This window comes from Flavobacterium tyrosinilyticum, assembly GCF_023656565.1.
In the GTDB taxonomy this organism is placed as follows: domain Bacteria; phylum Bacteroidota; class Bacteroidia; order Flavobacteriales; family Flavobacteriaceae; genus Flavobacterium; species Flavobacterium tyrosinilyticum.
Genome location: NZ_JAMOKG010000002.1, coordinates 311,303 through 337,551, shown reverse-complemented (window position 1 = coordinate 337,551; position 26,249 = coordinate 311,303). Strand labels below are relative to the sequence as shown.

At 32.3% G+C, this 26,249-nt stretch carries 29 protein-coding genes; 25 read left to right on the top strand and 4 right to left on the bottom strand.

Annotated elements, in window-relative coordinates; translation table 11 throughout:
• Window positions 1-368: 368 nt before the first annotated feature.
• A complete protein-coding gene (gene prfA, locus NCC77_RS09180) occupies window positions 369-1,445 on the bottom strand; it encodes a peptide chain release factor 1 (protein WP_250835301.1) in 1,077 nt (358 codons plus the stop codon).
• Window positions 1,446-1,764: 319 nt separating this feature from the next.
• Here prfA and NCC77_RS09175 point away from each other — a divergent pair, with 319 nt between their 5' ends.
• The 8 genes from NCC77_RS09175 to NCC77_RS09140 all read left to right on the top strand — a co-directional run bounded on the left by NCC77_RS09175 (window position 1,765) and on the right by NCC77_RS09140 (window position 5,579).
• The gene (locus tag NCC77_RS09175) at window positions 1,765-2,058 is read left to right on the top strand and encodes a hypothetical protein (protein ID WP_250835300.1); all 294 of its coding nucleotides are present in this window, start codon (window positions 1,765-1,767) and stop codon (window positions 2,056-2,058) included.
• Window positions 2,030-2,206 (top strand): hypothetical protein, encoded by a 177-nt coding sequence (locus NCC77_RS09170; protein WP_250835299.1) that lies wholly within the window; start codon window positions 2,030-2,032, stop codon window positions 2,204-2,206. Before NCC77_RS09175 ends, NCC77_RS09170 begins: the two co-directional genes overlap by 29 nt.
• A gap of 65 nt (window positions 2,207-2,271) precedes the next feature.
• The gene (locus NCC77_RS09165; protein ID WP_250835298.1) at window positions 2,272-2,673 is read left to right on the top strand and encodes a surface-adhesin E family protein; all 402 of its coding nucleotides are present in this window, start codon (window positions 2,272-2,274) and stop codon (window positions 2,671-2,673) included.
• Between the two features lie 65 nt (window positions 2,674-2,738).
• Entirely contained in the window at window positions 2,739-3,092 is a 354-nt protein-coding gene (locus NCC77_RS09160; protein ID WP_250835297.1) for a hypothetical protein, read from the top strand.
• Between the two features lie 98 nt (window positions 3,093-3,190).
• Entirely contained in the window at window positions 3,191-3,742 is a 552-nt protein-coding gene (locus tag NCC77_RS09155; RefSeq protein ID WP_250835296.1) for a hypothetical protein, read from the top strand.
• 134 nt (window positions 3,743-3,876) lie between these two features.
• Window positions 3,877-4,020: a hypothetical protein gene (locus NCC77_RS09150; RefSeq protein WP_250835295.1), complete on the top strand. Its 144-nt coding sequence runs from the start codon at window positions 3,877-3,879 to the stop codon at window positions 4,018-4,020.
• Entirely contained in the window at window positions 3,992-4,810 is an 819-nt protein-coding gene (locus NCC77_RS09145) for an AlbA family DNA-binding domain-containing protein (protein ID WP_250835294.1), read from the top strand. The genes NCC77_RS09150 and NCC77_RS09145 overlap by 29 nt, the downstream gene beginning before the upstream one ends.
• Before the next feature lie 265 nt (window positions 4,811-5,075).
• On the top strand, window positions 5,076-5,579 hold the full coding sequence (locus tag NCC77_RS09140; protein ID WP_250835293.1) for a hypothetical protein: 504 nt from the start codon (window positions 5,076-5,078) through the stop codon (window positions 5,577-5,579).
• A 93-nt stretch (window positions 5,580-5,672) separates the two neighbouring features.
• Here the strand turns inward: NCC77_RS09140 and NCC77_RS09135 are convergent, their stop codons facing one another.
• Entirely contained in the window at window positions 5,673-5,996 is a 324-nt protein-coding gene (locus NCC77_RS09135; protein ID WP_250835292.1) for a hypothetical protein, read from the bottom strand.
• 140 nt (window positions 5,997-6,136) lie between these two features.
• Between NCC77_RS09135 and NCC77_RS09130 the strand changes: the two genes are divergently transcribed.
• From NCC77_RS09130 to NCC77_RS09105, 6 genes are all read left to right on the top strand, one after another.
• Window positions 6,137-6,490: a hypothetical protein gene (locus NCC77_RS09130; RefSeq protein ID WP_250835291.1), complete on the top strand. Its 354-nt coding sequence runs from the start codon at window positions 6,137-6,139 to the stop codon at window positions 6,488-6,490.
• A gap of 191 nt (window positions 6,491-6,681) precedes the next feature.
• Window positions 6,682-7,116 carry a hypothetical protein gene (locus tag NCC77_RS09125; RefSeq protein WP_250835290.1) on the top strand — a complete coding sequence of 145 codons (435 nt, stop codon included), beginning with the start codon at window positions 6,682-6,684 and terminating at the stop codon, window positions 7,114-7,116.
• A gap of 134 nt (window positions 7,117-7,250) precedes the next feature.
• Complete coding sequence (locus NCC77_RS09120; protein WP_250835289.1) at window positions 7,251-7,754, top strand: hypothetical protein; 504 nt, start codon at window positions 7,251-7,253, stop codon at window positions 7,752-7,754.
• A gap of 579 nt (window positions 7,755-8,333) precedes the next feature.
• Window positions 8,334-9,428: a serine hydrolase domain-containing protein gene (locus NCC77_RS09115; protein WP_250835288.1), complete on the top strand. Its 1,095-nt coding sequence runs from the start codon at window positions 8,334-8,336 to the stop codon at window positions 9,426-9,428.
• 52 nt (window positions 9,429-9,480) lie between these two features.
• On the top strand, window positions 9,481-9,720 hold the full coding sequence (locus tag NCC77_RS09110) for a hypothetical protein (protein WP_250835287.1): 240 nt from the start codon (window positions 9,481-9,483) through the stop codon (window positions 9,718-9,720).
• Window positions 9,721-9,741: 21 nt separating this feature from the next.
• Window positions 9,742-10,014: a hypothetical protein gene (locus NCC77_RS09105; protein WP_250835286.1), complete on the top strand. Its 273-nt coding sequence runs from the start codon at window positions 9,742-9,744 to the stop codon at window positions 10,012-10,014.
• 94 nt (window positions 10,015-10,108) lie between these two features.
• Here the strand turns inward: NCC77_RS09105 and NCC77_RS09100 are convergent, their stop codons facing one another.
• Window positions 10,109-10,480 carry a GreA/GreB family elongation factor gene (locus tag NCC77_RS09100; protein ID WP_248726019.1) on the bottom strand — a complete coding sequence of 124 codons (372 nt, stop codon included), beginning with the start codon at window positions 10,478-10,480 and terminating at the stop codon, window positions 10,109-10,111.
• A 514-nt stretch (window positions 10,481-10,994) separates the two neighbouring features.
• Here NCC77_RS09100 and NCC77_RS09095 point away from each other — a divergent pair.
• From NCC77_RS09095 to NCC77_RS09060, 8 genes are all read left to right on the top strand, one after another.
• A complete protein-coding gene (locus NCC77_RS09095; protein ID WP_250835285.1) occupies window positions 10,995-12,902 on the top strand; it encodes a S9 family peptidase in 1,908 nt (635 codons plus the stop codon).
• A 152-nt stretch (window positions 12,903-13,054) separates the two neighbouring features.
• A complete protein-coding gene (locus NCC77_RS09090) occupies window positions 13,055-13,549 on the top strand; it encodes an SRPBCC family protein (RefSeq protein WP_250835284.1) in 495 nt (164 codons plus the stop codon).
• Between the two features lie 11 nt (window positions 13,550-13,560).
• On the top strand, window positions 13,561-13,953 hold the full coding sequence (locus tag NCC77_RS09085) for a hypothetical protein (RefSeq protein WP_250835283.1): 393 nt from the start codon (window positions 13,561-13,563) through the stop codon (window positions 13,951-13,953).
• 55 nt (window positions 13,954-14,008) lie between these two features.
• Complete coding sequence (locus NCC77_RS09080) at window positions 14,009-14,437, top strand: copper resistance protein NlpE (RefSeq protein ID WP_250835282.1); 429 nt, start codon at window positions 14,009-14,011, stop codon at window positions 14,435-14,437.
• A gap of 175 nt (window positions 14,438-14,612) precedes the next feature.
• Entirely contained in the window at window positions 14,613-15,020 is a 408-nt protein-coding gene (locus tag NCC77_RS09075; RefSeq protein WP_250835281.1) for a DUF3592 domain-containing protein, read from the top strand.
• Between the two features lie 165 nt (window positions 15,021-15,185).
• Window positions 15,186-17,495 carry a type IA DNA topoisomerase gene (locus NCC77_RS09070; RefSeq protein ID WP_250835280.1) on the top strand — a complete coding sequence of 770 codons (2,310 nt, stop codon included), beginning with the start codon at window positions 15,186-15,188 and terminating at the stop codon, window positions 17,493-17,495.
• Window positions 17,496-17,878: 383 nt separating this feature from the next.
• Window positions 17,879-18,355 carry a DUF6265 family protein gene (locus NCC77_RS09065; protein ID WP_250835279.1) on the top strand — a complete coding sequence of 159 codons (477 nt, stop codon included), beginning with the start codon at window positions 17,879-17,881 and terminating at the stop codon, window positions 18,353-18,355.
• Window positions 18,356-18,466: 111 nt separating this feature from the next.
• A complete protein-coding gene (locus NCC77_RS09060) occupies window positions 18,467-18,985 on the top strand; it encodes a hypothetical protein (protein WP_250835278.1) in 519 nt (172 codons plus the stop codon).
• A gap of 74 nt (window positions 18,986-19,059) precedes the next feature.
• Here NCC77_RS09060 and NCC77_RS09055 read toward each other — a convergent pair whose 3' ends face one another.
• Window positions 19,060-20,220: an MFS transporter gene (locus NCC77_RS09055; protein ID WP_095929814.1), complete on the bottom strand. Its 1,161-nt coding sequence runs from the start codon at window positions 20,218-20,220 to the stop codon at window positions 19,060-19,062.
• Between the two features lie 218 nt (window positions 20,221-20,438).
• Here NCC77_RS09055 and NCC77_RS09050 point away from each other — a divergent pair, with 218 nt between their 5' ends.
• The 3 genes from NCC77_RS09050 (at window position 20,439) to NCC77_RS09040 (ending at window position 26,140) form a co-directional block, all read left to right on the top strand.
• On the top strand, window positions 20,439-22,757 hold the full coding sequence (locus tag NCC77_RS09050) for a TonB-dependent receptor (protein ID WP_250835277.1): 2,319 nt from the start codon (window positions 20,439-20,441) through the stop codon (window positions 22,755-22,757).
• A gap of 145 nt (window positions 22,758-22,902) precedes the next feature.
• Window positions 22,903-23,628: a DUF4198 domain-containing protein gene (locus tag NCC77_RS09045; RefSeq protein ID WP_250835276.1), complete on the top strand. Its 726-nt coding sequence runs from the start codon at window positions 22,903-22,905 to the stop codon at window positions 23,626-23,628.
• A gap of 283 nt (window positions 23,629-23,911) precedes the next feature.
• Window positions 23,912-26,140 carry a TonB-dependent siderophore receptor gene (locus NCC77_RS09040; protein WP_250835275.1) on the top strand — a complete coding sequence of 743 codons (2,229 nt, stop codon included), beginning with the start codon at window positions 23,912-23,914 and terminating at the stop codon, window positions 26,138-26,140.
• The last annotated feature ends 109 nt before the right edge of the window (window positions 26,141-26,249 follow it).

Genomic DNA, 26,249 nt, shown 5'->3' with positions numbered 1-26,249 from the left:
CTCTTTAAGTTCTAGGCATAAAAAAAGCCGAACAAAGTTCGGCTTAAATATATTTTATGTTAAAAAAGAAAAAACTTAGAACCTTAGAATCTCAGTAACTTAGCAACTCAAAAAAATTATGTTCAAAGAAAAAAACTTAGAACCTTAGAATCTCAGAATCTTAACAACTTTAACCAATTCTTTGCGTTCCAGCGGTTGAAACCGCTGGCTATATTCTTTTTAGTTGCTGAGATGCTAAGGTCTTCCCAATCTTTGGTATTTTTTCCACAAAAAAAGCCGAACAAAGTTCGGCTTAAATTTAAAAAGTCCTAAAAGAAAACTTAGAACCTTAGCAACTTAGTATCTTAGTATCTTAGCATCTCAGAAATTTAGTAAACTTCTGAAGCTTCCTTCAATTTCTCCATATTATTAACCAACTGAAGCTCAGAAACGATTTTATGAATATCACCATTCATGATATTTCCTAAATCGTAAAGCGTTAAACCAATACGGTGATCCGTTACACGACCTTGCGCATAGTTATACGTACGGATTTTTGCCGAACGGTCTCCAGAACTTACCTGAGAACTACGTTTTTTAGCATCTTCCTCTTGCTTTTTGGCCAATTCCATTTCGTACAAACGAGAACGCAATACCATCAAAGCCTTATCTTTATTCTTGTGCTGCGATTTCTCATCCTGACATTGCGCCACCAAACCTGTTGGAATGTGCGTTAAACGTACAGCCGATTTCGTTGTATTTACCGATTGTCCTCCAGGTCCAGACGAACAGAAGAAATCCACACGAACATCGTTCATATCTACCTGAACATCAAACTCCTCAGCTTCTGGCAAAACCATAACCGTTGCAGCCGATGTATGCACACGTCCTTGAGTTTCTGTCTGAGGAACACGCTGTACACGGTGAACACCCGCTTCAAACTTCAAAGTTCCGTATACATCTTCTCCAGTAACCTCAAAAATAACCTCTTTGAAACCTCCAGAAGTACCCTCGTTCATATCTACAACAGATGATCTCCATCCCATAGATTCACAATATTTGGTGTACATTCTAAACAAGTCACCAGCAAAAATACTCGCTTCGTCCCCACCCGTTCCGGCGCGGATCTCCACCATTACGTTTTTCGCATCTTCAGGATCTTTAGGAATAAGCATAAATTTGATTTCCTCCTCCAATTCTGGCAGACGTTCTTTTGCTTCATCCAATTGCATTTTGGCCATTTCCACCATTTCAGCATCACTTCCGTCAGCAATAATTTCGTTTGCTTCGTCAATATTTGCCAAAATTACAATGTACTCTTCTCTCTTTTCAACAAGCGCTTTAATCCCTTTATATTCTTGATTAAGCTGCTTATAACGTTTTTGATCAGAAATAACATCCGGCTGAATAATCAAATCCGAAATCTCATCGAAACGCTGCTTTACATATTGAAGTCTATCTAACATTTTCTAATTCCTTTTATTGGACGGCAAAATTACAAAATTTTTATCGAAAATTCTAGTGTTCCTTTTTTAGGGAATTTAAGTTGAATATTTAGTGGAATTACGATGATTTTTAGGAGCTATTTCCTGCTATCCGCTATATCTTTTTAGGCGGAAAGTTTACGGTTTAATAAGTCCTTCTTCGTTTGCCTAAAAAGGATGCCGCTTCTATCAGGGCTAGGGCTTTGGTTTTCATAATTGTCTTTACGGTTTTCCGTAATGTAATTGAATATAATGCAATTACTTTTAGCAAATAAATTTTACATACAAAATTGAATTACATATGAAATCACTAACATGTTGCCTGTTTCTTATTTTAATTTTTAGCTGTAATCAGAAAGAACAAACTGAAACCAATTTAACAGTTGAAACTGAAATTCCAGAAATTAAAGAAAAGGAAGAAATAACTTTAAAGAACTTTACTTATGAAGATATCGCTCGCTATACAATGGCTTCTATTATGGGACAATCATCGAAAATAATTAAAGTGAGGAAAAAAGACGAAATATATTTCGTGTCTTACATTAGAAAATCTGATCATCAGAAATTTGATTATAAAAAAGATCGATGGAAATAAAATTCTTTGGGCAAACATTGACGGAAGATGGAGGGATTCAAAATATGATGAGAAAATAACTTTTGTCGAAAAAGATAATAAGCTTGAAATTATTCAAACCTTCGACGATAACTCTCAAGATATTCAAGAATATAAAATAGGAGATTAAATCAGGTAAATTTACTTGGTTCTTATTTTAGAATAAATACGATGTTTGTTTTTTAAATCAAGGATATGAAAAAAATATTATTTACTATTTTACTTTTTATAGTTTATAGCAGATCATTTTCTCAAAATGATGAATTTCAGTATGTAACTTCTGCAAAAGATGGAACTGAAATATATCTTTATCTTGAAAAAGGGAATGATGACATGAAAGAGTTTTGGTTAAAAATGATTAATCCAACTAAAACAGTTAAAAATAAAAAAGGTCAATTAGTTAAAACAGGTGGCGACTCCAGTGTACAATTTTATAAATTAGATTGTGTCGAGAAAAGATATTCCACTTCAGATGGGGTTATTTATGATCGAAATGGAAAGGTAATTCAGAAAATTTACATTGATTCTTATAACGATAAAGTAATACCAGGAACAATTATGAGCGCAGTTTATAGATATGTGTGCGAAATCGAATGAATCAACAACAACTTTAAAACTTCATAAAAACAATATTTTACAAAATTAAATTTAAAACTGATAACATGATTTATTTAGATGATAATACAAAAAGAGATATCGAAAAAGCTATTAAAGAAATCACGAAAAACAAACTTCTTGATGGTTTCAAAAATAGAAACTATCAAACTGTAGCTAGCATTGAAGATATGATCATTGAATACAGCTTAAATGAAGAAAAATCTAATAGAAATATTCTTATGGTTGAACCAGTTATAATTAATACTCGAGTTTTTGTTAATCTTAGAGATAATTTAGGTCAAGCAACGAATTGGCTTACTTTAAGGATAAATTCAATTGAATTCTCATACAATGATAACTCAAACAACTTCGTAGTATCCGCTAATCAAGAGATTGGAATTATTGACATGACGATTTAAGTCATTTAAGTATTCTGATAATTAATAATTTACAAATAGAAAACATAAAGTTTAATAATAATGCTTAATATAATACTATCATAAAACAAAAAAACGACATGACCAAACATAATTCTTGGTTAATATTTGAACCAAAAAAAGGTGAAAATTTACAATCATATAATACTTATTACGAAAGGATTGAAAAATCCAATCACAATGTTCCAAAAGAAGTTATACATCAATGGATTTTTCCACATTATAATGAGCCGAATTCAAGTAAAAATTATTCATGGATAGATCTTAAAACAATTAAATTTGAACTAATAGAAAAACCGACATCTTTTTTTGAAGAACTAAATGTCATAAATGATAATATTCAAATGGTTAATGAATATCCAATGGACAAATTTGCTCATTGGCATAGAAAATTTTGGAAAGATAATGGAACATGGGAAACTCCTCTAATCGTAATAGATGTCAATTCATTTTTAGAAGACAAACCTGAAACATCAGAAATGAAAGGAAATTATCAATTAGTAGAAGGACATAATAGACTAGGAACATTAAAATTATTAATAAGGGACGGTAGAATTTCTATCTCTGATAATCATAAAGTCTGGATTTTATCAAAAGATGCTAATATGATAGCCCAAACATCTCTCTTGTAAGCACGACTTAAAAATCAATTTCAAAAATAACTATATGACACGAGCAAGATACTCTCACTAGAAAGGGCTTTGCAAGAGTCTCAGTTTTTAGCTATTTACATTTTACAAAAAAATACGAATAAAGTAAATCAATTATGGAAATACACAAAAGAGAAGAATACGACTTAAATTTTCTTCAATCTTTAATTGACAACGGCATTGAAGAATCTATCAATATTGATTTTAAAGCAGGACAAGCATTATCTAAAGATGAATCAAAAAAAAAAAGAAATATCTAAAGACGTCGCAGCTTTTGCAAATTCAAATGGTGGAATAATTATATATGGATTAACTGAAAAAGATCATAAAGCAAATAGTTTCTCATTTGTTGATGGTGATATTTACAGTAAGGAATGGTTAGAACAAATTATTAGTTCAACTATTCAACGAAATATTGAAGGTTTAAAAATTTTTCCAATACGCAATAACGGAAATACAAAAGAAACAATTTATGTTGTTCAAATCCCAGAAAGCTTTGACGCTCCTCATTTAAGCAAAGACAAAAAATTTTATAAAAGATACAATTTTGAATCTGTCGCAATGGAAGAATACGAAATTAGAAATTTATACGGAAAGAAGTCAAAACCTATTTTAACTATTGAATCATATGTATTAAAATATGTTGAAACAAAAAACAATCAAGTTAATTTCTTGTGCAGAGTAGGAATATCTAACGACGGTGATATTGAAGAATCAAACTATAAAATAAATACATATTTCGAGGAATACTTGCCCTCAGGTTTTAAAATTGGCTGGGAAACACATGACACACATAAAAAATACAATCTTACAAAAATAGCTGACAACAGATGGAAAGTTAGTAATATTGGTGACTCGGCAATATATCCAAATGAAGTATTAAACATTTCTCATTTCAATATATATTTTTCAAAAAATGATATTCTAGAAGCTTTTGATAAAATGAAAATTTCGTTTACTTTACTTTATTCCGGAGGTCAAGACAAATTTGAAATTGATTTCACATCACATAAAGAATACTATATGCAACAAGAAAAATATCTTGACTAAAACTAAAACTTCGATAGCGCAGATTTGCAATCCGTGCCCGCAATATATAGACACAATACAAATCATCAAATACAAAAGCTACCCCGATAGCGCGGATTTGCAATCCGTGCCCGCAACAGCAAGACACAATACAAATAATTAAAAAAGTCAATCTTTGCGGGCACGGATTACAAATCCGCGCTATCAAAGTTTGCTAAACCTATATTAAAACATAATTCATAACTTTATTTATATATTTGATAAATAAAAAGAGTTTTTGCCTTTAATGAAAAATAAATTTATTCGCCGTTATCAATTAACCAAGTGGAATATCATTACTATTTGTTCTTATTTCTTGCTTTCTATTTTCTTATTAAGTTATGGTGCAATAAACAAAATTCATCTAAAAGAAATATTGTTTTTCTACGGATTCGGAACTCAATTTTTTATTTACGGTTCTCAATATCGAGCTCTTCGTAATTTCAATTGTTTTTTAATTTGGACTGTAATTGGAATAATTCATTTTTGCATTTTTCTTTCTATCAAAGATTCGGTAGAATTAGCATTCGTCAATGGTCACGCTTCTCTTGGCTTAAGAAGCACATTAATTACACTATTGCTTTTTCAATTTTTAAGATACTTAAGTTTAAAAATTCAAGGAAAGGAATTAGTTGTTCCTTCAAAAAATAGTAGAACTGACCTTCTAGGTGAGCGAAAAACTACTGTAGTTGATATATTCTTATTTTTCATTTTTATAGGTGTAACCATGTTTTTTCTTGTAACAGAGTAAATTTCAAAAAAGGTAATCATTGTTCTTTGAAGAGTCCATTCCAAAACGTTACCCAAACGCCTTCAACTTTTGCGCTTTTTTTATATCAAAAAATCACAACTGCGCCTTACACAAATCATCCAACAATTCCATTTCATCCTCAGGCAATAATTGCAAGGCAATTTCAAGCAAAGTCATAACATTGATATTATTATCTTTTGTAAAACTCGACAAACTGTTTGCATCAGGATTAAGCAAAATAATACTTGCTTTTAGCAAATCTGAAACCATTAGATTTAATTCGTTATAAGAAGATACTTTTAGCGGTATTGTAAACGAGTTGGTTTCTTTTGGCACTGGTTTAAGTTTGGTGAAATACTTTCCTTTATTTATTAATTCTAACAATTCTTCGGCTCTTTCTTTATTTTGTGTTTCCATTGTTTTTAGTTGTTTTTCTTTGAAACGAAATTAGAAAGAATAGATTATTTTTAAGTGATCGTAAACAATCGAGCGTATACAACCGATATTTAAAACTTACGCGAAATATCTTATATTTGAAAAAACTAAACCTATCCAAAATGAATAAGCTAATCAAACTAAATCTTGTTGGAGTGATTTTATTTCTTGCTTCTTGTACTTCAATGTCTCCACTTCAAGTACATAACACACTTCCGACTTTAACCAAATCAAAATATGTTACACAATCAGAAATAGAAACAAGTAATTGCAAACCTTTAACCAAAAATAGAAGCTACGTCGCTCCTATTGGAATGACACCAAAAAACGATTTGACAAATGCCGCTAAAGGAATAGATGAATGGGTTCAAATTGATGGAGGAAACGCGTACATTTTAAAAAGTTTTAATTGGGTTAATGTTGACCAAGAAACAACTCAACTTCATGTTGATTTTGATACTTTGCTGTGTGAATAAAATTGCACAAGCTTTAAAAATTCATCCAAGTGAATTAATTAAGGATTTGTAATCACGAAAAAGACTCTAATTGCAAATTAATCTTTGCGGAGCTACTTGCGAAGATTTCTCCTTATGTCGAAATGACAAAACTGAATTGAATAAATTTATAAACACAAATAGATCTATAAATTTTTAATTAAACTCTCCAATTGAAAAAAATAATCATCGTTGTATTTATTATAATGTTTTCATCATGCAAAGAAAATGATGAAGAACAAAAACTTATGTACAAACAACTCGTAAATTATCGAGATGAATTAAAAATGAATACAAGAGATATAGATGCCTATATTCAAAATTTTATAGAAAAAGAGAAAATATACAAAAGTAAAACAGAAGGCAGAAATGGAATTTTACTTGAATATGAAAAATCTTTTGAGAAACTAAAATTCAAAGAAAGAGATAAGATAGTTAAACTTCGTGATTCGTTTAATCGGGAACATAAATTAAATCTGCATTTTGATACTTCAAATTATGACAACAATATCTCCGATACTGTTTTTAACAGATTAATGGAAATTGATTTTTATCGTTTAAAAATTAGCTTTCAGAATAGATATTTAGTAGGTCATAGATGTATGTAAAATTCTTTGCTATATGGTAAAATTCAACTTCTACTATAAACGATTTGCGCTTGTTCAAAATTCAGAAAGCTCCACCGCTAGCGCGAGCGTCTCACTAGTGCAAATAAACCAACAATAAAAACTCATAAAATTAAATGACAGAAATTATAACAATTAAAATTAAACCAAATTGGTTCATTACAATCTTTCTTCCCTTTGGCCTTTTAATTTTGATTCTTATAATGTTTTTTTTTCTGCCCATTGCGTCAGCTCAAAACACTTATCTTCTTTCAATTTTACGTTACATTATATTATTAATTCCTTATTTAGGATTTTTTATTCTATTCCTTAATATTTGGCTGTGGAATACTTTTGGAAAAGTCATCTTAGAAATCTCATCAGAAAAAATAAAAGTCACGAATAAAAACCGCCTTTTTAGTAAACCAAAAGAATATCAAACTTCTGAAATTGAAAAAATCAGCATTTTAGATCTGGGAATCGAAAGGAGTAAATATTATGTGCGTTTAAATTATTTATTTTCAAAATCACATTATTCGATTGTTATTCAAAAAAGTTCTAAGACAATAAGAATTCTTGATTGGTTAACTATTGAGAATGCAAATAATATTCTTCAAAGAATTAACAAAATCCCTCGCTAGCGCAAGCTTCTAGCTCGTTCATACAATCTACAAAGAAATCTATTTTCTCATTCTATTTCCATCTAGTTTTGTCATTTCGAAATGTGAGTCTCAAGCTCAGAGGAACGAACAGTTTACTTTTGCTTCCTTTCTCAATCATAAATCTACTTAAATTAAAAAAAACAAATCTAAAGGAGGAACGAGACTCGAGCGTTAGCGAACTGGCGAAACAAATCACACTCGTATATCTACAAAGATTGGTAAGTATACTTTGCGGAGTTTCTAGTGTGATTTCTCCTTACGTCGAAATGACAATACTGTGTGGCTACAATGTGGAAAACCTCTGTAGAGCTACTTGCGAAGATTTCTCGTTCCTCGAAATGACAAACTTCATGGATAAACTAACGAGAAGCAAACTATAAAAACAAACCTTCATTAAATCAGTATTTTATCAAGAAATTTACAAATTGGGCCATACCAAAAATAAATTTACTAACTCGCAACACAATTCTCTTATATGTCAGAAAATATACCTACTTTACAAGTTCAAAAATAACCTTTGTACAATTTTAAAAAATAAAACTAATCTCAAGAAAACTAATGAAAGTAACCACCAGTATTTTTACGCTATTACTTATTTCCCAAATTACTTTTGCACAAACAGCTGCAAAAAAAATTGATTCGATTTTTCGTTCGATTGCTATTTATAATCCAGAAATAGCGATGAGCGTAGGATTTGTCGAAAATGGTAATACTACTTTTTTCAACTACGGAAAAATCAGCAAAGAAAGTACACAGGCCGTAAACGAGAATACTATTTATGAAATTGGCTCGATTACCAAACTTCTTACAGGAAATTTAATAGCACAAGCCCACAACGAAGGCAAACTTAAAATTGATGATTTTATAGACGATTATCTGCCAAAAGAATATGTTTTATCAAACGAAATAAAAGGCAAGATCAAAATCTCAGATTTGGCTTCACACCAGTCTGGTCTGCCTAATTTTGATTTTAGAAAACTAATGGAAATAAATCCAAAACAGCCATTAGATATAACCAAAGAGAGTGTTCATGCTCTGATAAACGAAAATACAAAACTAATAGATTACGGAAGTTATCGTTATTCTAATATCAGTTATACCCTAATGGGAATGATATTAGAGAAAGTCTATTCAAAAAGCTATGAAGATATATTGAAAGAAAAAATGCTTCTGCCTCTTAAAATGGAAAATACGCTGACTAGTAATTTTAATGTAAAAAATAAAGTTACAGGTTATGAATTTAATGGAATTCCGCAGGATTTTTTTAACTGGAATTATTTAATCGCTCCCGCAGGTCTTGTAAAATCGAACACTTCAGATTTGACAAAATTGCTAAAAACTATTTTGTCTAATACTGGTGAAATCTCAAAAGCAACAGCAATTGCCGAAACTACTTTTTTTAAAAATACAGAAAGAGAAATAGGTTTTGGACAGCAGATGGAACGAATTGCTGATGATGTTTATTTTTATAAAACAGGAAATACAATGGGATGCGCTACCATATTTGCCTACGATAAAAAATCAAACTGGGGAATGGTAATTTTGCTCAACCACAACAGTCCTCAATTAATTGGAGAATTAATGGATGCCAATTACGAGCAGGTTTTTAAGAAAAAGGCTGTTTCAAACAACACTAAAAAAATGCAACTTTAAGTGTTGGATTAATAAAAATAAATCATGGAAAACTTCGACTGAACCGCTTGAAATGGATTTTGAACAAATAATAGCAGGACGAATTATTCTGGAGTTTTTGGGCGCTTCAGCGAGATTTCTTGGTTACAATTTATGGACTCTTTCCAACGACAATGATTTTAGAACATTTTCAAGTTTCTGGTCACCAAGCGGAAGTAACCAAAAAAAAGATGATAATAGTAATCGAAATCATATGATTGGGGTTCTTTTTTTAGGCGGTTTCATAATGCTGCTCATTATCTTTAATACGTAATTCAAAAACCATTCATTTAAAATGGGATATCATTTTTATAATGCTGAAACAGAGATTTTATACCTCAATAATTCTAGCGAATACGATACTTTGTCGGTTTTTAAATTCTGCGCCAATAATCTTTACAGAATAAACGAAAGAATCAAAAACGGAGAAACAATCAAAATCATTGAAAATATTGACAAAGAATATACTAAAACGTATGTAATTGAAAATACCGCAGATTTTAAAAAATGGGTCGAAAAAATATACAACGGAGGTTTTGAAGATTATCTCGAAACTGGAATGAAATAGATTATTCTAAAATAGTATCCATAAAAAAAATCCCAAAAGAAAAACTCTTTTGGGATTTTACTAAACTTAAAACGAAAACGAAACGATAGTAAACCTACTCCTCTACTTTTAAAATCTCTAATTTGAGATTTCCTTTTTTAGCAGGCCATTCAACAATATCGCCTTCTTTGTAACCCACCATTGCAATTCCTTCGTCTGAAAGAACCGAAATTTTGTTTTTACTTGCTTTTGCTTTTTCTGGACCCACTAGAAGAATTGTTTTTTCTTCGTTATTGATATGATCTTTGTAAGTAACTTTTCGATCTATCGAAACTACATCTTCTGGCAGATTTTTTCGCAATACTTGCGTAGCATGTTTTAGCTGACCTAATAAAAGTTCTTCTTCTTGTACGGTTACTTTTTTTCTTCTTACGTGATCTTTAATTAAATCGTATGTTCCTGTTGTTAAAATTATATTTTGTGACATGACTTTCTTGTTGGTTTCATTTTCTCTAAAATAGGACACAACTCTTCAGTGAATAGCACGCAATACGAACTACTCAGTGATATCCTATCCTGAATAAAAATGAGATTAAATAATAAAAATTAAATAGTAAAATATCCCCTGCCTAGAGTTGTGACAGGGCTAAAGAAATAAACTCTTTTGAGTTTTTTAAGAAAGTATCGTCATGCAAATACAATAACGTGCACATTAAGCACATTAAAGAACTATTTATTAAATAAAAATTTGCAGTGACCATTATAATATCAAATTATCTCGGCAATATACGCCTTTTTTATCTTACAAAAAAATGAAGCATCAAGAGAACTCGCTTTAATTTTCTAGTGCAATCCAAATAAAGCAGCAAAATAATTTAACTCCATTTATATTGCAAACTTTTTCCTATTTTTGAGTTGATAAAAAACAGATTATCAATACCATTACAATACATTTCCCAGAGTAGTTTTATAATTCATCAATCACCAAAAACAAACCAAACATGATTAAAAAATCCATTTTATCCATTTTAGTTCTTTTGGCAATCACTTTAAATTCCTGCAAACAGGAGCCAAAAGAAACACCTGCCCCATTAATTGATGTAAAGACTTTCTTCAAGAATGGAGAAAAAAGCTCTTTCAAGATTTCGCCCGACGGAAATTACTTTAGCTATCGTGCCGATTATAAAGGAAAAACCAACGTTTTTGTTCAGAAAGTAAACGACACCAAAGCGGTTCGTGTAACCAACGACACTTTGCGAAGCATTTTCAATTATTTCTGGAAAGGCGACCGAATTATATATGCGCAAGACGTAGGCGGAGACGAGAATTTCCAACTCTTTTCGGTAAAAACAGATGGAACCGATTTAAAAGCATTAACGCCTTTTCCTGGTGTTAGAAGTGATATTATAGACGCGCTAATTGACGTTCCAGGCAAAGAGAAAGAGCTAATTGTACAAATCAACAAAAGGGTAAAAGAGTATTTTGATCCTTATCTTTTAAATGTAGAAACTGGAACTCTAACACTGCTTTACAACAACAAAGAAAATTTTGACGGATGGGTTACAGACAATAATGGCGTTATTCGTCTTGCTTCAAAAACGGACGGCGTAAACATTACTTGGAATTATCGAAATTCTGACAAAGAACCTTTTACGCCTCTTATTACGACAACTTTCAAAGATTTCTTTTCTCCTGCTTCTTTTAACAAAGACAATAAAAACATTTATGCGCTAAGTAATATTGGCAAGGATAAAGTGGTTTTGGTTGAATATGACCCAATTGGCAAAAAAAATATAAAAGAATTATTTGCCGATCCTAAATATGATTTAGATGCGGTTAATTACGATCAAAAAAAACAAGCCTTGACTTCTGTAACTTGGGAAGCTGAAAAACAGGAAGAACATTTTTTTGATAAAGAATGGGAGGCAATCAAAAACAATCTGAAAAAGCAGATTGAAGGTTACGAAACTGAAATTGTAAACTACGACGATGCCAGAACCAAAGCTATAGTTTGGGCTGGAAACGATAGAACTCCAGGAAAATACTATATATACGATTTCAAAACTACAAAAGTTAAAGAAGTTGCGAATCCGTTTCCTTGGATCGAAGAGAAACACATGAGCCATATTAAGCCTATTACGTATAAATCGAGAGATGGTCTTGAAATTCACGGCTATTTAACGCTTCCATTGGGAGTTGAACCTAAAAATCTGCCTGTCATTATCAACCCTCATGGCGGGCCTTGGGCACGAGATGGCTGGTACTTTAATCCAGAAGTTCAGTTCTTGGCAAATCGTGGTTATGCTGTCTTACAGATGAACTACAGAGGAAGCACCGGTTATGGAAAGGAATTTTGGCAATCTAGTTTTAAACAATGGGGTAAAAAAATGCAAGACGACATTACCGATGGTGTCGAATGGCTGAAAAAAGAAGGCATTGCAGACCCAAATAGAATTGCTATCTATGGCGGTAGTTATGGTGGTTATGCAACACTTGCTGGAATCACTTTTACGCCAGATTTATATGCAGCGGCAGTAGATTATGTGGGCGTGAGCAATTTGTTTACTTTCATGAATACGATTCCGCCTTATTGGACACCTTATCTGGATCAGTTTCATGAAATGGTGGGCGATCCTAAAAAAGATAGTTTGTTACTTGCCTCTGCATCGCCTGCACTACATGCAGACAAAATAAAAACGCCTTTGTTTATTGCACAAGGAGCAAACGATCCAAGAGTAAATAAAGCCGAAAGCGACCAAATGGTCGAAGCGCTGAAAAAACGTGGTGTTGTTGTAGAATACATGGTTAAAAATGATGAAGGACATGGTTTTAGAAATCAAGATAACCGTTTTGATTTTTATGGCGCCATGGAAAAATTTCTAGACAAGCATTTGAAACAAAAGAAATAAATAATATCAAGCGTAAACTTAAAAGCTGCAGAGAAACATTTTCTGCAGCTTTTTTTCTGAAATAAAAAGTAAGAAGAAATAGCTTACATTTGTTTTAATCAATGTTTAATTGTAGGTCTCTTTCCTCTAACCTCAAAATAGTATAAACCATAATGAAAAACTTCGATTGGACTTCTTTCACCAAAAAAATAGCCGTTAAAGCTCAACTTTCAGACATTTACGATGCGTGGACAAAAGCGAATGAGTTAGAAAAATGGTTTCTCGAAAAAGTATCTTTTTTTGGAGCTAATCAGGAATCTATAAGCAAAGACAAAAACGCAGAAAAAGATAATACGTACGAATGGCTTTGGTATTTGTATGATGATGCTATGTCAGGAAAAATCGTTTCTGCCAATGGAATAGATCAATTGCAATTTACTTTTGAAGAAAACTGTCTTGTAGATATAAATCTAAGCCAGAAAGACGACTATACGATTGTAGAACTTCGCCATTATAATATTCCAACAGATGATCATTCTAAACAATACATTAGATTGGGCTGTTCCAACGGTTGGCATTTTTATCTCACAAATCTAAAATCGGTTTACGAAGGTGGATTAGATTTAAGAAATAAAGATCTTAATTTGGATCCGATGATTAATAATTAGCACCACATCTAATGAAGATAAAACCGTTTTACATTTATGGGACGTTTCTTGTTGTTTTTATTGCTTCTTGCTTTTTATGGATGATTAAAAACAATATTTTTCGAGAAGAAGCAACCTATATTCAGTATCGTGATAAAGACATCGAAAAAATATTAGGTTATAATTTAGAAGAATATATAAAAACAAAATCGATTGTATCATTTGAATTGAATGGAAACGAAAAATATGATGATAGTATTTTAAAAATCTTTCAACTGGAAATTCAAAAAATAATGAAAGCAGAAGACTCAAAGAAAGGAATTCATCTAAAATTTGGAAAAAAAAACAGCTTACGAAAGTGTAATTCGTTCATTTCAAATCTGCAAATTGGAAAAATGTTCGACTTATGCTCCAGATGGCTATGATCTCTGGGTTTTTCCCTACTATAAAAATAAATAGGAAAATCAAACGAATAACAATATGAAGCTAATAACAATAATATTCTTCTCAATTTTCAACCTTACTTTATCCGCACAATCCAATCAATTTGTTGGCGAATATTCTCGTTCACTTTCTGAAAAAGAAAAACACACAATCGAATATAAACTGACTTTAAACCCAGACGGAACTTTTCTGTTTCATTCGTATTCGAAAATTCAAGGCGGAAATTCAGCGGAAGACAATAAATACGGAAAAGGAAAATGGAGTGCAATAGACAATCTGATTACTTTTTCAGCAAACAAAAAAGAAGATTTTGACTCAAAATATACTTTAGATTTCAATAATTCAACCGCTAGATTTATTACTAAAAATCCGAGAGATAAAAGCGATAAGGTTGTTAAGACCAAACTTCAATTTTTAGAATCGGAAATTTTCTGGATGAAGAGTATAGATATTTTTAAAGTTTAGCCGATTTATGAAGACAGAATGGATTTTAGAAACATGTATTCAATTTTAAATCAAAACATTACAATCAGAAAAATTACAACTAAAATAAGTATTTCTCAAAATGACACTTGATCCGAAAAATCAAATTTCTTTGCCTTTTTTTATCCTTTTCGTTATTTGCATGTTTTTTAAACCTGTGCTTTGTTTTTTATTGCTTGGTATTGCATGCACCTATTATTCTATTCATACTCTTTTAGTTTTAAAAAAATTAAATAAAAATAAAATTGAGTGTTTTGGTAAAATTGTTTCTTACGAAAGCGATAGTGAAGGTTTTAAAACACCTATCATTGAATTTGAAACTTCTGATGGAAAAACATTTAGAGGAAAACCTTTTATCCATTCGTCATCAGATTTAGATAAATTTAAAACATATAAAGAAAACATAAACAAGAATATTAAAATTCAATACAATTTTAAAGAACCCGAAAATTTTATAATAAAAGACCATTCTAATGGTTGTACAGTAATTTTAGTAACTGTTATTGGCTTGGTATTTCTTACTATTTCAATAGGAAATCTTTTAGGCTATAATGATATTTTTTAGACCTTTCTCGATTGAATTAAATAGTATAAAATTGCTAAAAAATCAATAATCCAAAAGAAACCTATGCCTCTTTGCCCTTATGAAACTTTGATCCTTTCATTCTAATAATCTTTGTCCCTTTCCCATAAAATCCGTAGTTTCGCATGTCCAACTAGAAAAGAAAAAATGAAGGTCTGTATTGCTGAGAAACCAAGTGTAGCGCGTGAAATTGCATCTGTTTTGGGTGCCAATACCAAACACGATGGCTATTACGAAGGCAATGGTTATGCTGTAACCTACACTTTTGGACATTTATGCACTTTAAAAGAACCCAACGATTATAAACCGCATTGGAAAAGCTGGGATTTGAACAATCTTCCCATGCTTCCTGAAAAGTTCGAAACCAAAGTGGTTCAAAACTCAGGAATTCAAAAACAGTTTAAAATCATTAAAAGTCTTTTTGAGAAAGCCGACGTGGTTATCAACTGCGGGGATGCTGGTCAAGAAGGAGAACTGATTCAGCGCTGGGTGATGAACGAAGCGCATTACAAAGGCGAAATTCAGCGATTATGGATTTCATCTCTTACCACAGAAGCTATTAAAGAAGGTTTTGAAAACTTAAAACCCTCTGCCAACTACGATAATTTATTCTACGCCGGATTTTCTAGAGCTATTGGAGATTGGCTTTTAGGAATGAATGCCACGCGTTTGTACACTGTAAAACATGGCGGCTACAAACAAGTTTTGTCTATCGGACGCGTACAAACGCCAACTTTGGCCATGGTTGTAGAACGTTTTAGAGAAATCGAAAACTTTAAACCGCAGCCGTATTGGGAATTGCAGACTTTATACAGAGAAACGCTTTTTAGTTATGAAGAAGGTCGTTTTCTAAACCAAGAAGACGGACAAGTTATCGCAGCCAAAGTAAAAGAAAGTGATTTCGAAATCGTTTCTGTTGATAAAAAGAACGGAAATGAATATGCTCCGAAGCTTTTTGACTTAACTGGTTTACAGGTGTATTGCAATCAAAAATTTGGATTTTCTGCCGAAGAAACGCTTAAAATTGCGCAGACTTTGTACGAACAGAAAGTCATTACCTATCCCAGAGTTGATACGACTTTTTTACCCGGTGATATTTATCCGAAAGTACCTGGAATTCTGCAGAAATTAACCAATTATGCCGAATTGACTGAGCCTCTTTTAGGAAAAAAAATCAAAAAATCGCCAAAGGTTTTCAATGATAAAAAAGTAACCGATCACCATGCGATTATTCCAACGGGAGTTCAAAATAATCTGCCTCATAATCAGCAGCAGGTTTATGATATTATTACTAGACGTTTTATTGCTGTTTTTTATGATGATTGTTTGGTGGCCAACACGACCGTAATCGGAAAAGCTGCCGATGTGACTTTTAAAGCGACGGGAAAAGAAATCTTGAAGAAAGGTTTCCGCGTTGTTTTTGAAGATCCGAATGCAAAGGAAAAAGAACCCGATTTACTGCCGAGTTTTGTTGTGGGCGAAAAAGGTCCGCACGAACCTTCATTTCTTCAAAAAGAAACCAAACCGCCCAATCAGTTTACAGAGGCAACTTTACTGCGTGCTATGGAAACCGCAGGAAAACAGGTTGACGATGAAGATTTACGCGAATTGATGAAAGAAAACGGAATCGGTCGTCCGTCAACACGTGCCAATATTATCGAAACGCTTTTCAAACGCCAATATATTGTTCGAAACAAAAAACAAGTTTTACCCACTTTGACTGGAATTCAATTGATTGATACGATTCAGAACGAATTAGTAAAATCGGCCGAACTTACAGGAACTTGGGAAAAACAATTGAAAGATATTGAAAAAGGGACTTTTACCGCAGCGGCCTTCATTAGAAACATGAAACGCATGGTTGAAGCTTTGGTTTATGAAGTTCGAAGCGAAACCAAGCACGCCAATATTTCGCATGCGGCAACGATTCAGAAACCAGTTGTAAAAGCGGAAAAAGAGAAAAAGAAAGCCTCTGGAATTTCAGCAGAAACTTGTCCGAAATGCCAAAAAGGAAAGATACTGAAAGGAAAATCGGCCTTTGGCTGCAGCGAGTACAAATTGGGTTGCGATTTTGTATTGCCTTTTGTTTTTCATGATAAAAAAATAACCGAAAGCCAGTATTTACGATTGGTTCAAAAGGGTTCTACAGTAAACATAAAAGGCTTTAAAACCGATTCTGGAACTGTGGAAGGCTTAATTCGTTTTGAAGAAAATTACAAACTGAAATTGGAACCAAAGAAAACGGATAAAAAAGCCGAACCCAAAGAAAATTCAGATGCATTGGTTTGTCCGAAATGTAAAAAAGGAACAATCCTAAAAGGCAAAACGGCTTATGGTTGCGCCGAATATAAATCGGGCTGTGATTTTAAAGTAACTTTTGACGAAGTTCGCGAAAAACTAAAAGATCAAAAACCAACTAAGGAATTGGTTTACTCTATTTTGAGTGCAAGCGTTTGATTTTTTTAGCCACGAATTACACGAATTTCCACGAATTATTTTTTTAAATTACTGTGTCTATATTATTTGCCACAGATTAAAAGGATTAAATTGATTTTTTGATCTGTGTTTTAATCAATAATTGCACAAATTTTTTCTCGCAGATTTAGCAGATTTGACAGATTTTTATAATGCGGAGTACAAAATAAATCTGCTGGATCTGCTAAATCTGCGTGAGACAAAATCATTTTAATCCTTTTAATCTGTGGCTAAAAATAATTTTACTCTTCAATAATAATTCGAAAAATTCGCAGAAAACTCCCCATTCCGGTTATCAATAAAAATTCGTGAATTCGTGGCTAAAAAAAAATTCATACATTAGTGCTATCAAAAACCTCATAAATATGTTTCAGAAAATTACTCTTTTAGCACTTGTTATAGCCGCAGTTTCATGCCAGAAAAAAGAAACCATTGAAAAAGATAAAATCAAAAAAGCAGATTGGTTAATTGGAAACTGGGAAAACAAAACTCCTGAAGGCATTTTATCTGAAAATTGGCAAAAACTAAACGACAGTACTTTCAGTGCTTCATCTTACTTTATAAAAGGAAAAGACACTTTGCATTTTGAAACAATTGTTTTGGCTCAGCTAGGGGAAACCCTTACTTACAAAGCAACTGTAAAAGGACAAAACGATGATAAACCAGTCTTCTTCCCTTCTACTTCAGAAACAGATCAGCAATTGGTTTTTGAGAATCCAAAACACGATTATCCTCAAAAAATTACTTATACAAAAGGAGCAAATAATACTTTAACTGCAGAAATTTCTGGGAACATGAATGGAAAACCGAGTTCTGAGAAGTTTGTTATGACGAAGAAGTAGATTATATAGTTAGGAAGACAAACTATATTTTATAAAATTACAGAAAAAGAAAAATGAAAGGAATATTTTCTTAAATCCAAAGAAAATATAAACGTCATTAAATGCAAAGAAATGACCGAAATTGAAATAAAAGAAAAGATTATTGAAATTTTTAAAGAAGAAAGACAAAAGCCAAATGAAAACTTTGAAGAATCTCATTTTCTAGATTTCCTAACATTTCCTCCACATAAAAAGGACAATATAAAAAACTCTTTCAAAGGAGTTAAAAAGTATTATGCTTTTATGAAAAGACTAGAGCTCGAATTTAGTATTTGCCTTACTATATCTGATCTTGATAAAATGTATAGTATTGATGGAATTACTAAAAAAGTAATTGAAAGAATTGGCAAGAGACGTGGTAATATCATGATTATAAAGCAACGCACTCAACAAAAAGAAACTTATTATATAGAAATCTTTTTTTTAATTCTAATTATTGCTTTTTTGATTTTTTGGGGTATCAATCTATTTTCAGTAATTATATCAATTGCTTTTGGGTATGCTATTTATTGGATACTTAACTCTAAAATAAAAAGTATACAACATGATAAGAAATTAAAAGAAAAAATACTGGCTCAAGAACAAAAATAGTCAAAAAATAGTTCATTTTCTAAATAAAAAAACCTTAGAACCTCAGCATCTCAGAACCTTAGTAACTTAAAAAACTACTCATTCTCCCCGATCTTATTCACCATAAAAATCATCAGAATTCCGAGAAGCGCCATAACAAGAAACGCCCATTTCATACTTAGATATTCAGAGATAAATCCAACCATTGGCGGAACTAATAAAAATCCGAGATAACCAATTGTTGATATTGAAGTTAAAGCAGAACCACTGCTTAATTTTGAAGATCTTCCTGCAATGCTAAACACCAACGGAACCACGCAAGAAACCCCAAATCCGATTAAAACGTAACCGAAAATTGTTGGATATGCATACGGCAAAATAAAACAAACGCCGAAACCAGCTGTAATTAAAATTCCGCTATAAAGCAAGATTTTTTTAGTTCCAAATTTCATTACTCCATAATCTCCAAATATACGACCTAACGTTACTGCCGAAGCAAAAAACACGAATGCCGCACTGGTTAATTTTGGAGAAGCTTTTAATATATTTTCGAAATAAATTCCGCTCCAGTCGTACATGGTATTTTCACAAGCCATAGAAACGAAACAAATTAGAGAGAATTTTACCAGATTTTTTTCTGGCATCGAAAAGAACTTCTTTTTAACTGGAACAGGTTCATTATGAATACTCATCGGATAAAAGCAAGCCGTCAGTGCCAGCATAAAAATACTTACTCCCAATAAGTGATGCGATGGTGCAATTTTCTGCGTCACCATTACATAACCTAATCCCGCACCCGAGAAAACGGCAATACTCCAAACGGCATGAAAACGCGTAATTATAGATTTTGGATATAGTTTCTGCACTTCCAGAGATTGTGCGTTTATAGATAAATTGAAAATATTACGAGAAGCTCCGAAGAATAAAAGTATAATAACCAACTGCCAAACAAATGCCGCCAAACCAGGCAACGACAGCGCAATATTGAACATAACCGCGCCAAGAAGCATAATATAACGACTGCTGTATTTATTTAATAGTTTTCCTGTAAAAGGCATTGTCAGCATTAAACCTATCGGAAAAGCAAATAAAACTGCACCAAATTCGGCCTCAGACAATTTTAATTGGGCTTGTATATGTGGAATTCTTGAAACCCACGAAGAATATCCAAAACCAGAAAGAAAGAAAAAAACAGTATTGGCAATACGATATCCTCTAGGCGTATTTTGAATCTTTTTAAAGAATGGTAAAATCATGAAGTCATTTTTCAGACTGCAAAATTAAGGCTTTAAAACTTTATCTCGCTAAAACATCAACTAAGAATTTCATTTAATTATCTCAATAATCAACATTTAACAATTTCAAAACTAAATGACAAAAAAATAAAATTGTTAAAGTTATTTTAATTTTTACATTTGCATTGTTTTTATTTATTCTAAATAAATATTATTTACAAACCAATTAATAAATAGCAATGAATTACCTCAGTTTGAAAACTACACGTTTTCTATTTTCAATCAGTTTTTTATTTTCGTTTTTATCTGCCTTTGCACAAAACCACGGAAAAATAAAAGGAACCATAACCACCTCAGACGGCGATGCTGCTGCAGGTGTAAATATTATTCTTAAAAGCACAAAATACGGTACCGTTTCTAATGACGATGGTACTTTTGATTTTAATAAAGTAAAAGCCAATTCTTATACACTCCAAGTGTCTTTGGCAGGTTACGAAACCGCAGAAACTGAAGTTACAGTTACAGAAAATGAAACCTCAACAATTAATTTACAGCTTAAGGTTTCTAATAAGGAATTGAATGAAGTTATCGTAAATGGCAAGAAAAGCATTTTATCAAAAAAGACCGATTATGTAGCCAGAATGCCACTAAAGAACCTGGAAAATCCTCAGGTTTATAATGTTATTCACAAAGAACTATTACAAGAACAAATTGCGGTAGACATACGAAGCGCGGTTCAAAATGCTACGGGCGCAATCTCAAAAATATATCCTTCTGGCGGACTTGAAATTAGTTTTAGAGGATTCAGCACTGGTGTAAACGCACGAAACGGCATGGAGACTCTTTCTGGGAGAAGCTCTATCTCAATTGATAATGCCGAACGAATTGAGGTGCTAAAAGGGCCTTCTGGAACTTTGTTTGGTTCTTCTGTTTCTTCATTTGGAGGAGTTGTAAACTTAGTTACCAAAAAGCCTTTTGAAACTAGCAAAACAGAGATATCTTATACAGGAGGAAGCTTTGGACTACAGCGTGTCGCGGTAGATTTTAATATGCCTTTGACTCAGAATAAAAAAGTTTTGTTTAGAATGAACGCTTCGGCAAATACAGAAAACAGTTTCTTAAATTATGGTTTTAATAAAACAGTCTTATTTGCACCGAGTATTATTTATAAAGCAACCGATAGGTTAACGCTGAGTTTAGACACCGAGATTTTCAATACCAACAACACACGCCCTACTTACGGACGTTCGTATGCGGCAGGACTTACCAACCCAACAGATCTAAAAGTAGATTACAGAACGAGCTTATTTGCAGATGATCTTGATGCTAAAACAAGCTCTCCTAAAATATTTGCTCAGGCAGAATATAAACTTTCTGACAACTGGAAATCTACAACACTATTCTCATTGGTAGACGAACGTGTCAATCATAGTTATCAGTACTACACTGCATGGAAATCGCCAACAGAAGTTCAAAGAATGGTATCCCGTTTTGGACCAATTCATAATAATTTTACCAATTTTCAGGAAAATATTAATGGCGAATTTTCAACAGGAAGCATCAAACATAAATTATTAGCAGGTATTAATTACCGATTTACAAAAGGAACATTTAAATATGCTACCACACAAGTATTGGATTTAATAGATGTAACAACAGATTTTGAACCAATTCGAAAAAGCGATGTAGACCCAAAATTGAAAGAAATGCAATTTGGCGTTCCAAATGAACAGACTTTTAGTGTTTATGCTTCAGATGTAGTTAGTTTTACAGATCGCTTATCTGTAATGTTAAGTCTTCGTCTGGATAACTTTGTTCAGAAAAAAATCGAAGATACAGAGGGCTACAACCAAACTGCTTTGTCTCCAAAATTAGGTTTGGTTTATGAAGTAGTTAAAGATCAGGTTTCTTTATTTGGAAATTATATGAATGGTTTTCAAAATTCAGGTCCGGTAAATCAGCCAGATGGATCAATATTAATCTTAAAACCAGTTTATGCTAATCAATATGAAGGTGGTGTAAAAGTAGAAGCTTTCAATAAAAAATTAAGCACAACACTAAGCTATTACAACATTACAATTGATAATGCTACAAGAACAAAACCAGATGGATATAACATTCAGGACGGAAAACAAGTAAGTAAAGGAATTGATTTTGAATTCATTGCCAATCCGATAAACGGTTTAAACTTGACGGCTGGTTATGCTTATAATGACAATCGTATCGTTAAATCGTCTGACCCTTTAATTGAAGGCAACAAGGCTAGCGGCGCACCAGAAAATGTGGTGAATTTTTGGCTTTCGTATAAATTTCAAAACACCTTAAAAAACTTAGGATTTGGTTTTGGAGGAAACTATGTAGACAAACAGTATAAATTTGAAGACGAAAGCTTTTATGCTCCTTCTTATTCGATTTATAGCGCAACAGTATTTTACGACAGACCCGTTTGGAGACTTGGAGTTAAATTCAACAACCTAACCAACACAAAATATTGGGATTCTTATGGAATGGCTCAAACTCCAGCAAACTTCTTAGTAAGCCTAACCGTAAGACTTTAGTTTTCTTACTCAAATATTTTCCACAACCTCGAAATAGGTTCCATATGAAATGAATTTCGAGGTTTTTTAATGTTTTATTTTTAATTATTCTAAATAAGACTTATGTTTGTAAAAAATATCATTCTAATAATTTAAACTTGATCTTATGAAATCAAATACTTTAAAAACACTAAGCTTTTTATTTCTAATGCTTTTTGCTACACCTCAGCTTTTTGCTCATGCTTTATGGATTGAAACCAAAGCAACGGGAACAAAAGGAAAAGCTCAGGAAATTTCTGTTTATTTTGGAGAATTCTCTGATAATGATATTACAAAAGCTGATAAATGGTTTTCTGATCTAAAAGATTTTTCTCTAGTAGTAATTTCTCCTTCAAAAAAAGAAACTAAACTAACTTCTAAAGCTCTAGATAATAAATACCAAGCTTTCTTTACACCAGATGAAGACGGAGTTTATACCATTGTTATGCATCATACCGTTGGAGATGTTTACGGAACAATGAAATTAGACTACAATTCAAGCGCAACCGTTGTTGTTGGAAACAAATCGACTGGAAATGTAGCTGCTGCTAACAATAATAAAATTAGCGTTTTTTCTGAAAATGCCGATATTGCGAAAAAAAATACTGTAATCAATGTTTCTGCTTTATACGAAGGTGCTATTGCAAAATCTCAAAAAATTAAAGTAATCGCTCCAAACGGATGGGAAAAAGAATTATGGACAAATGATAAAGGAGAAATCTCTTTTACTCCTATCTGGTCAGGAAATTATATGGTTGAGTTTGCTTATACAGAGAAATCTGCAGGTGAACATAACGGAAAAAAATACGATGAAATCTGGAAAATGGCAACGTACCAAATTGCTGTAAAATAATTTCAGAAAATCTCATTCTTAGGTTTTAATTTCAATTGAAACAGGGCTGACTCAAAAATGAGCCAGCCCTGTTTTTTTTATAAAACACCTTCCTAGAATATCCTATGAGGCATTTTAATCTGTTTTAAATACAAAATTAAAATAACATTAGAAAATCCTTAAGCAAATCTTAAGAAAAGACTAAGAAAGGTTTAAGTAAGAAATCCACTTCATAATTTCCTGTTAAAGAATATGTCTATTTATATTTGCACTCGATAATTTTTATTGAATCTAAATAAATACCATGAAATATAATTTACTATTTGTATTAGGATTATTGAGTTTTGCCTCTTATGCGCAAGATTATTCAAGCGCCGAATCTACTTCTTCAGTAAACGATACCGTTAAGAATAAAAAAGGGGAAATTTTAAATGAAGTAGTTGTTACTAAAACCAAAGAACCAAAACCCGTAACAGCAGTTCGCTCTGGATTAAAACCAATGGATAATCCACAAAGCATTCAAGTTATTGGTTCTGAAATTATCGAACAGCAGCAAGCAATTAGATTAAGCGAAGTTCTTAAAAACGCTAACGGTGTTTACGTTGGTTCTGCTCGTGGTGGTGCGCAGGAATCTTTCTTTTCTAGAGGTTATGACATGTCTGCAAACAATATGTTTAAAAACGGATTCCGTTACAATGCAGGATCAATTCCAGATGTTTCTGGTTTAGATAAAGTAGAATTCTTAAAAGGTGGTTCAGCGTTATTATTTGGAAACGTAGCGCCAGGAGGAATTCTTAATTTAGTTACCAAAACACCTCAATTTAAAAGCGGTGGAGAAGTTTCAATGCAAATTGGAAGCTACTCTTATTATAAGCCAGCATTTGATTTGTACGGAGGTCTTACTAAATCAATCGCATTTAGACTTAACGGTTCTTACGAGAACTCAGAAAGCTTTAGAGATGTTGTAAAAAACAAACGTGTATATGTAAATCCATCGTTGCTTTTTATCATTAATCCTAAAACTCAAATTACACTACAAGGAGATTATTTAAGTGCAGATTGGACACCTGATTTTGGAACTGGAATTATTGGCACACAAATTCTTGATTTGCCTAGAAATACTTTTTACGGAGCACTTTGGTCTAATGGTAATACAAAATCTGCTAGTGCATCGGTATTATTAAATCATGATTTCAACAAAAACTGGAAATTAAACTTTAATTCTTCTTTCCAGAATTATGATAGAGCTTCAAAATCTACAGCACAATTATCGACTGTAAAAGAAAATGGAGACTGGACAAGACCTTTGGTTCAAAACGACAACTCAGAACAAATCTTAGGAGATCAATTAAGTCTTCAAGGAAACTTTAATACAGGATCTGTAAAACATCAAATTTTTACAGGTGCAGACTGGGAAAACTCATTTGCAACAGCGTATACTTTTGCATTTAATCCTGCAAATTATGATACTATCAATCTTTTCAACTTTGATCCGTCAACACAAAGAAATGATATTCCAGATGCTAGAGCAACTCAAATTGCAAAAACAGAAACCAACCGTTTTGGTGTTTATTTTCAAGATTTAATTTCGATTACAGAGAAGTTTAAAGTATTAGCCGGTGTACGTTGGTCTTGGCAAGAAGCTGAAGTTACAACTTACAAAGAAACTTTTGCTGGCGGAAAACAAACTGTTAAGCCTGAAAATGCAGTTCCTACAGTAGGCGCTAAAAAATTAGACAATGCATTTTCTCCAAAATTTGGATTAATTTATCAGCCTAGAAAAGAGGTTTCTATCTTTGGTAGCTACTCTACTTCGTTCACTCCAAACACAGGAACCACAGCAGATTTAAAACCAATTGAGCCTTCTATTATTGATCAATATGAAGTTGGTATCAAAACTGATTTCTTACAAGGATTATTAAGCACAAACGTTACGGTTTATCAAATTACAAACAGCAACTTGGCTCAAACTGCAGAATTTAAAGCTGATGGAAGCTTAAACACTGACACAAACGTAAAAGTTTTAAGTGGCGAAACTAAAAGTAAAGGTGTTGAAGTGGATGTTACTGCAAGACCAATTGACGGACTTAGCATTATTGCAGGTTACAGCTACAACGATATGCGTTATACTAAAACGTCTGGTTTAAACGGAAGTTTTATCGAAGGCGATCGTCTTGTTAGAACTCCAGCAAACACAGCCAACTTAAGTTTCTTTTATACTGTACAAGAAGGCTTATTTAAAAATTTATCTGTTGGAGCTGTTGGAAACTACATCGGTGATCGTTTAGGAGGCTGGAATGACCAATATAGTACAGATCTAACTAAATATCCTGATGGAATCTACCATAGAGAAATTCCGTTAGAAGGTTATGTTACAATTGATGCATCTGTTGGATATACTTGGAGAAAATTCTCGATTCTTTGCAAATTATCAAACATTACAAACGAATTAAATTACACCGTTCACGAAAATTATAGTGTGAACCCAATCGCGCCTCGTCAAGTTATGACAAGCTTGCGTTACAAGTTCTAAAATATTGAATTAGAGTTTTGATTTTATCCCAAGATTTTCAGTTTCACTCGAAAATCTTGGGATTTTTATTTTAAGCTCCATACTAATTCAATTAACACTATTTTTGCTT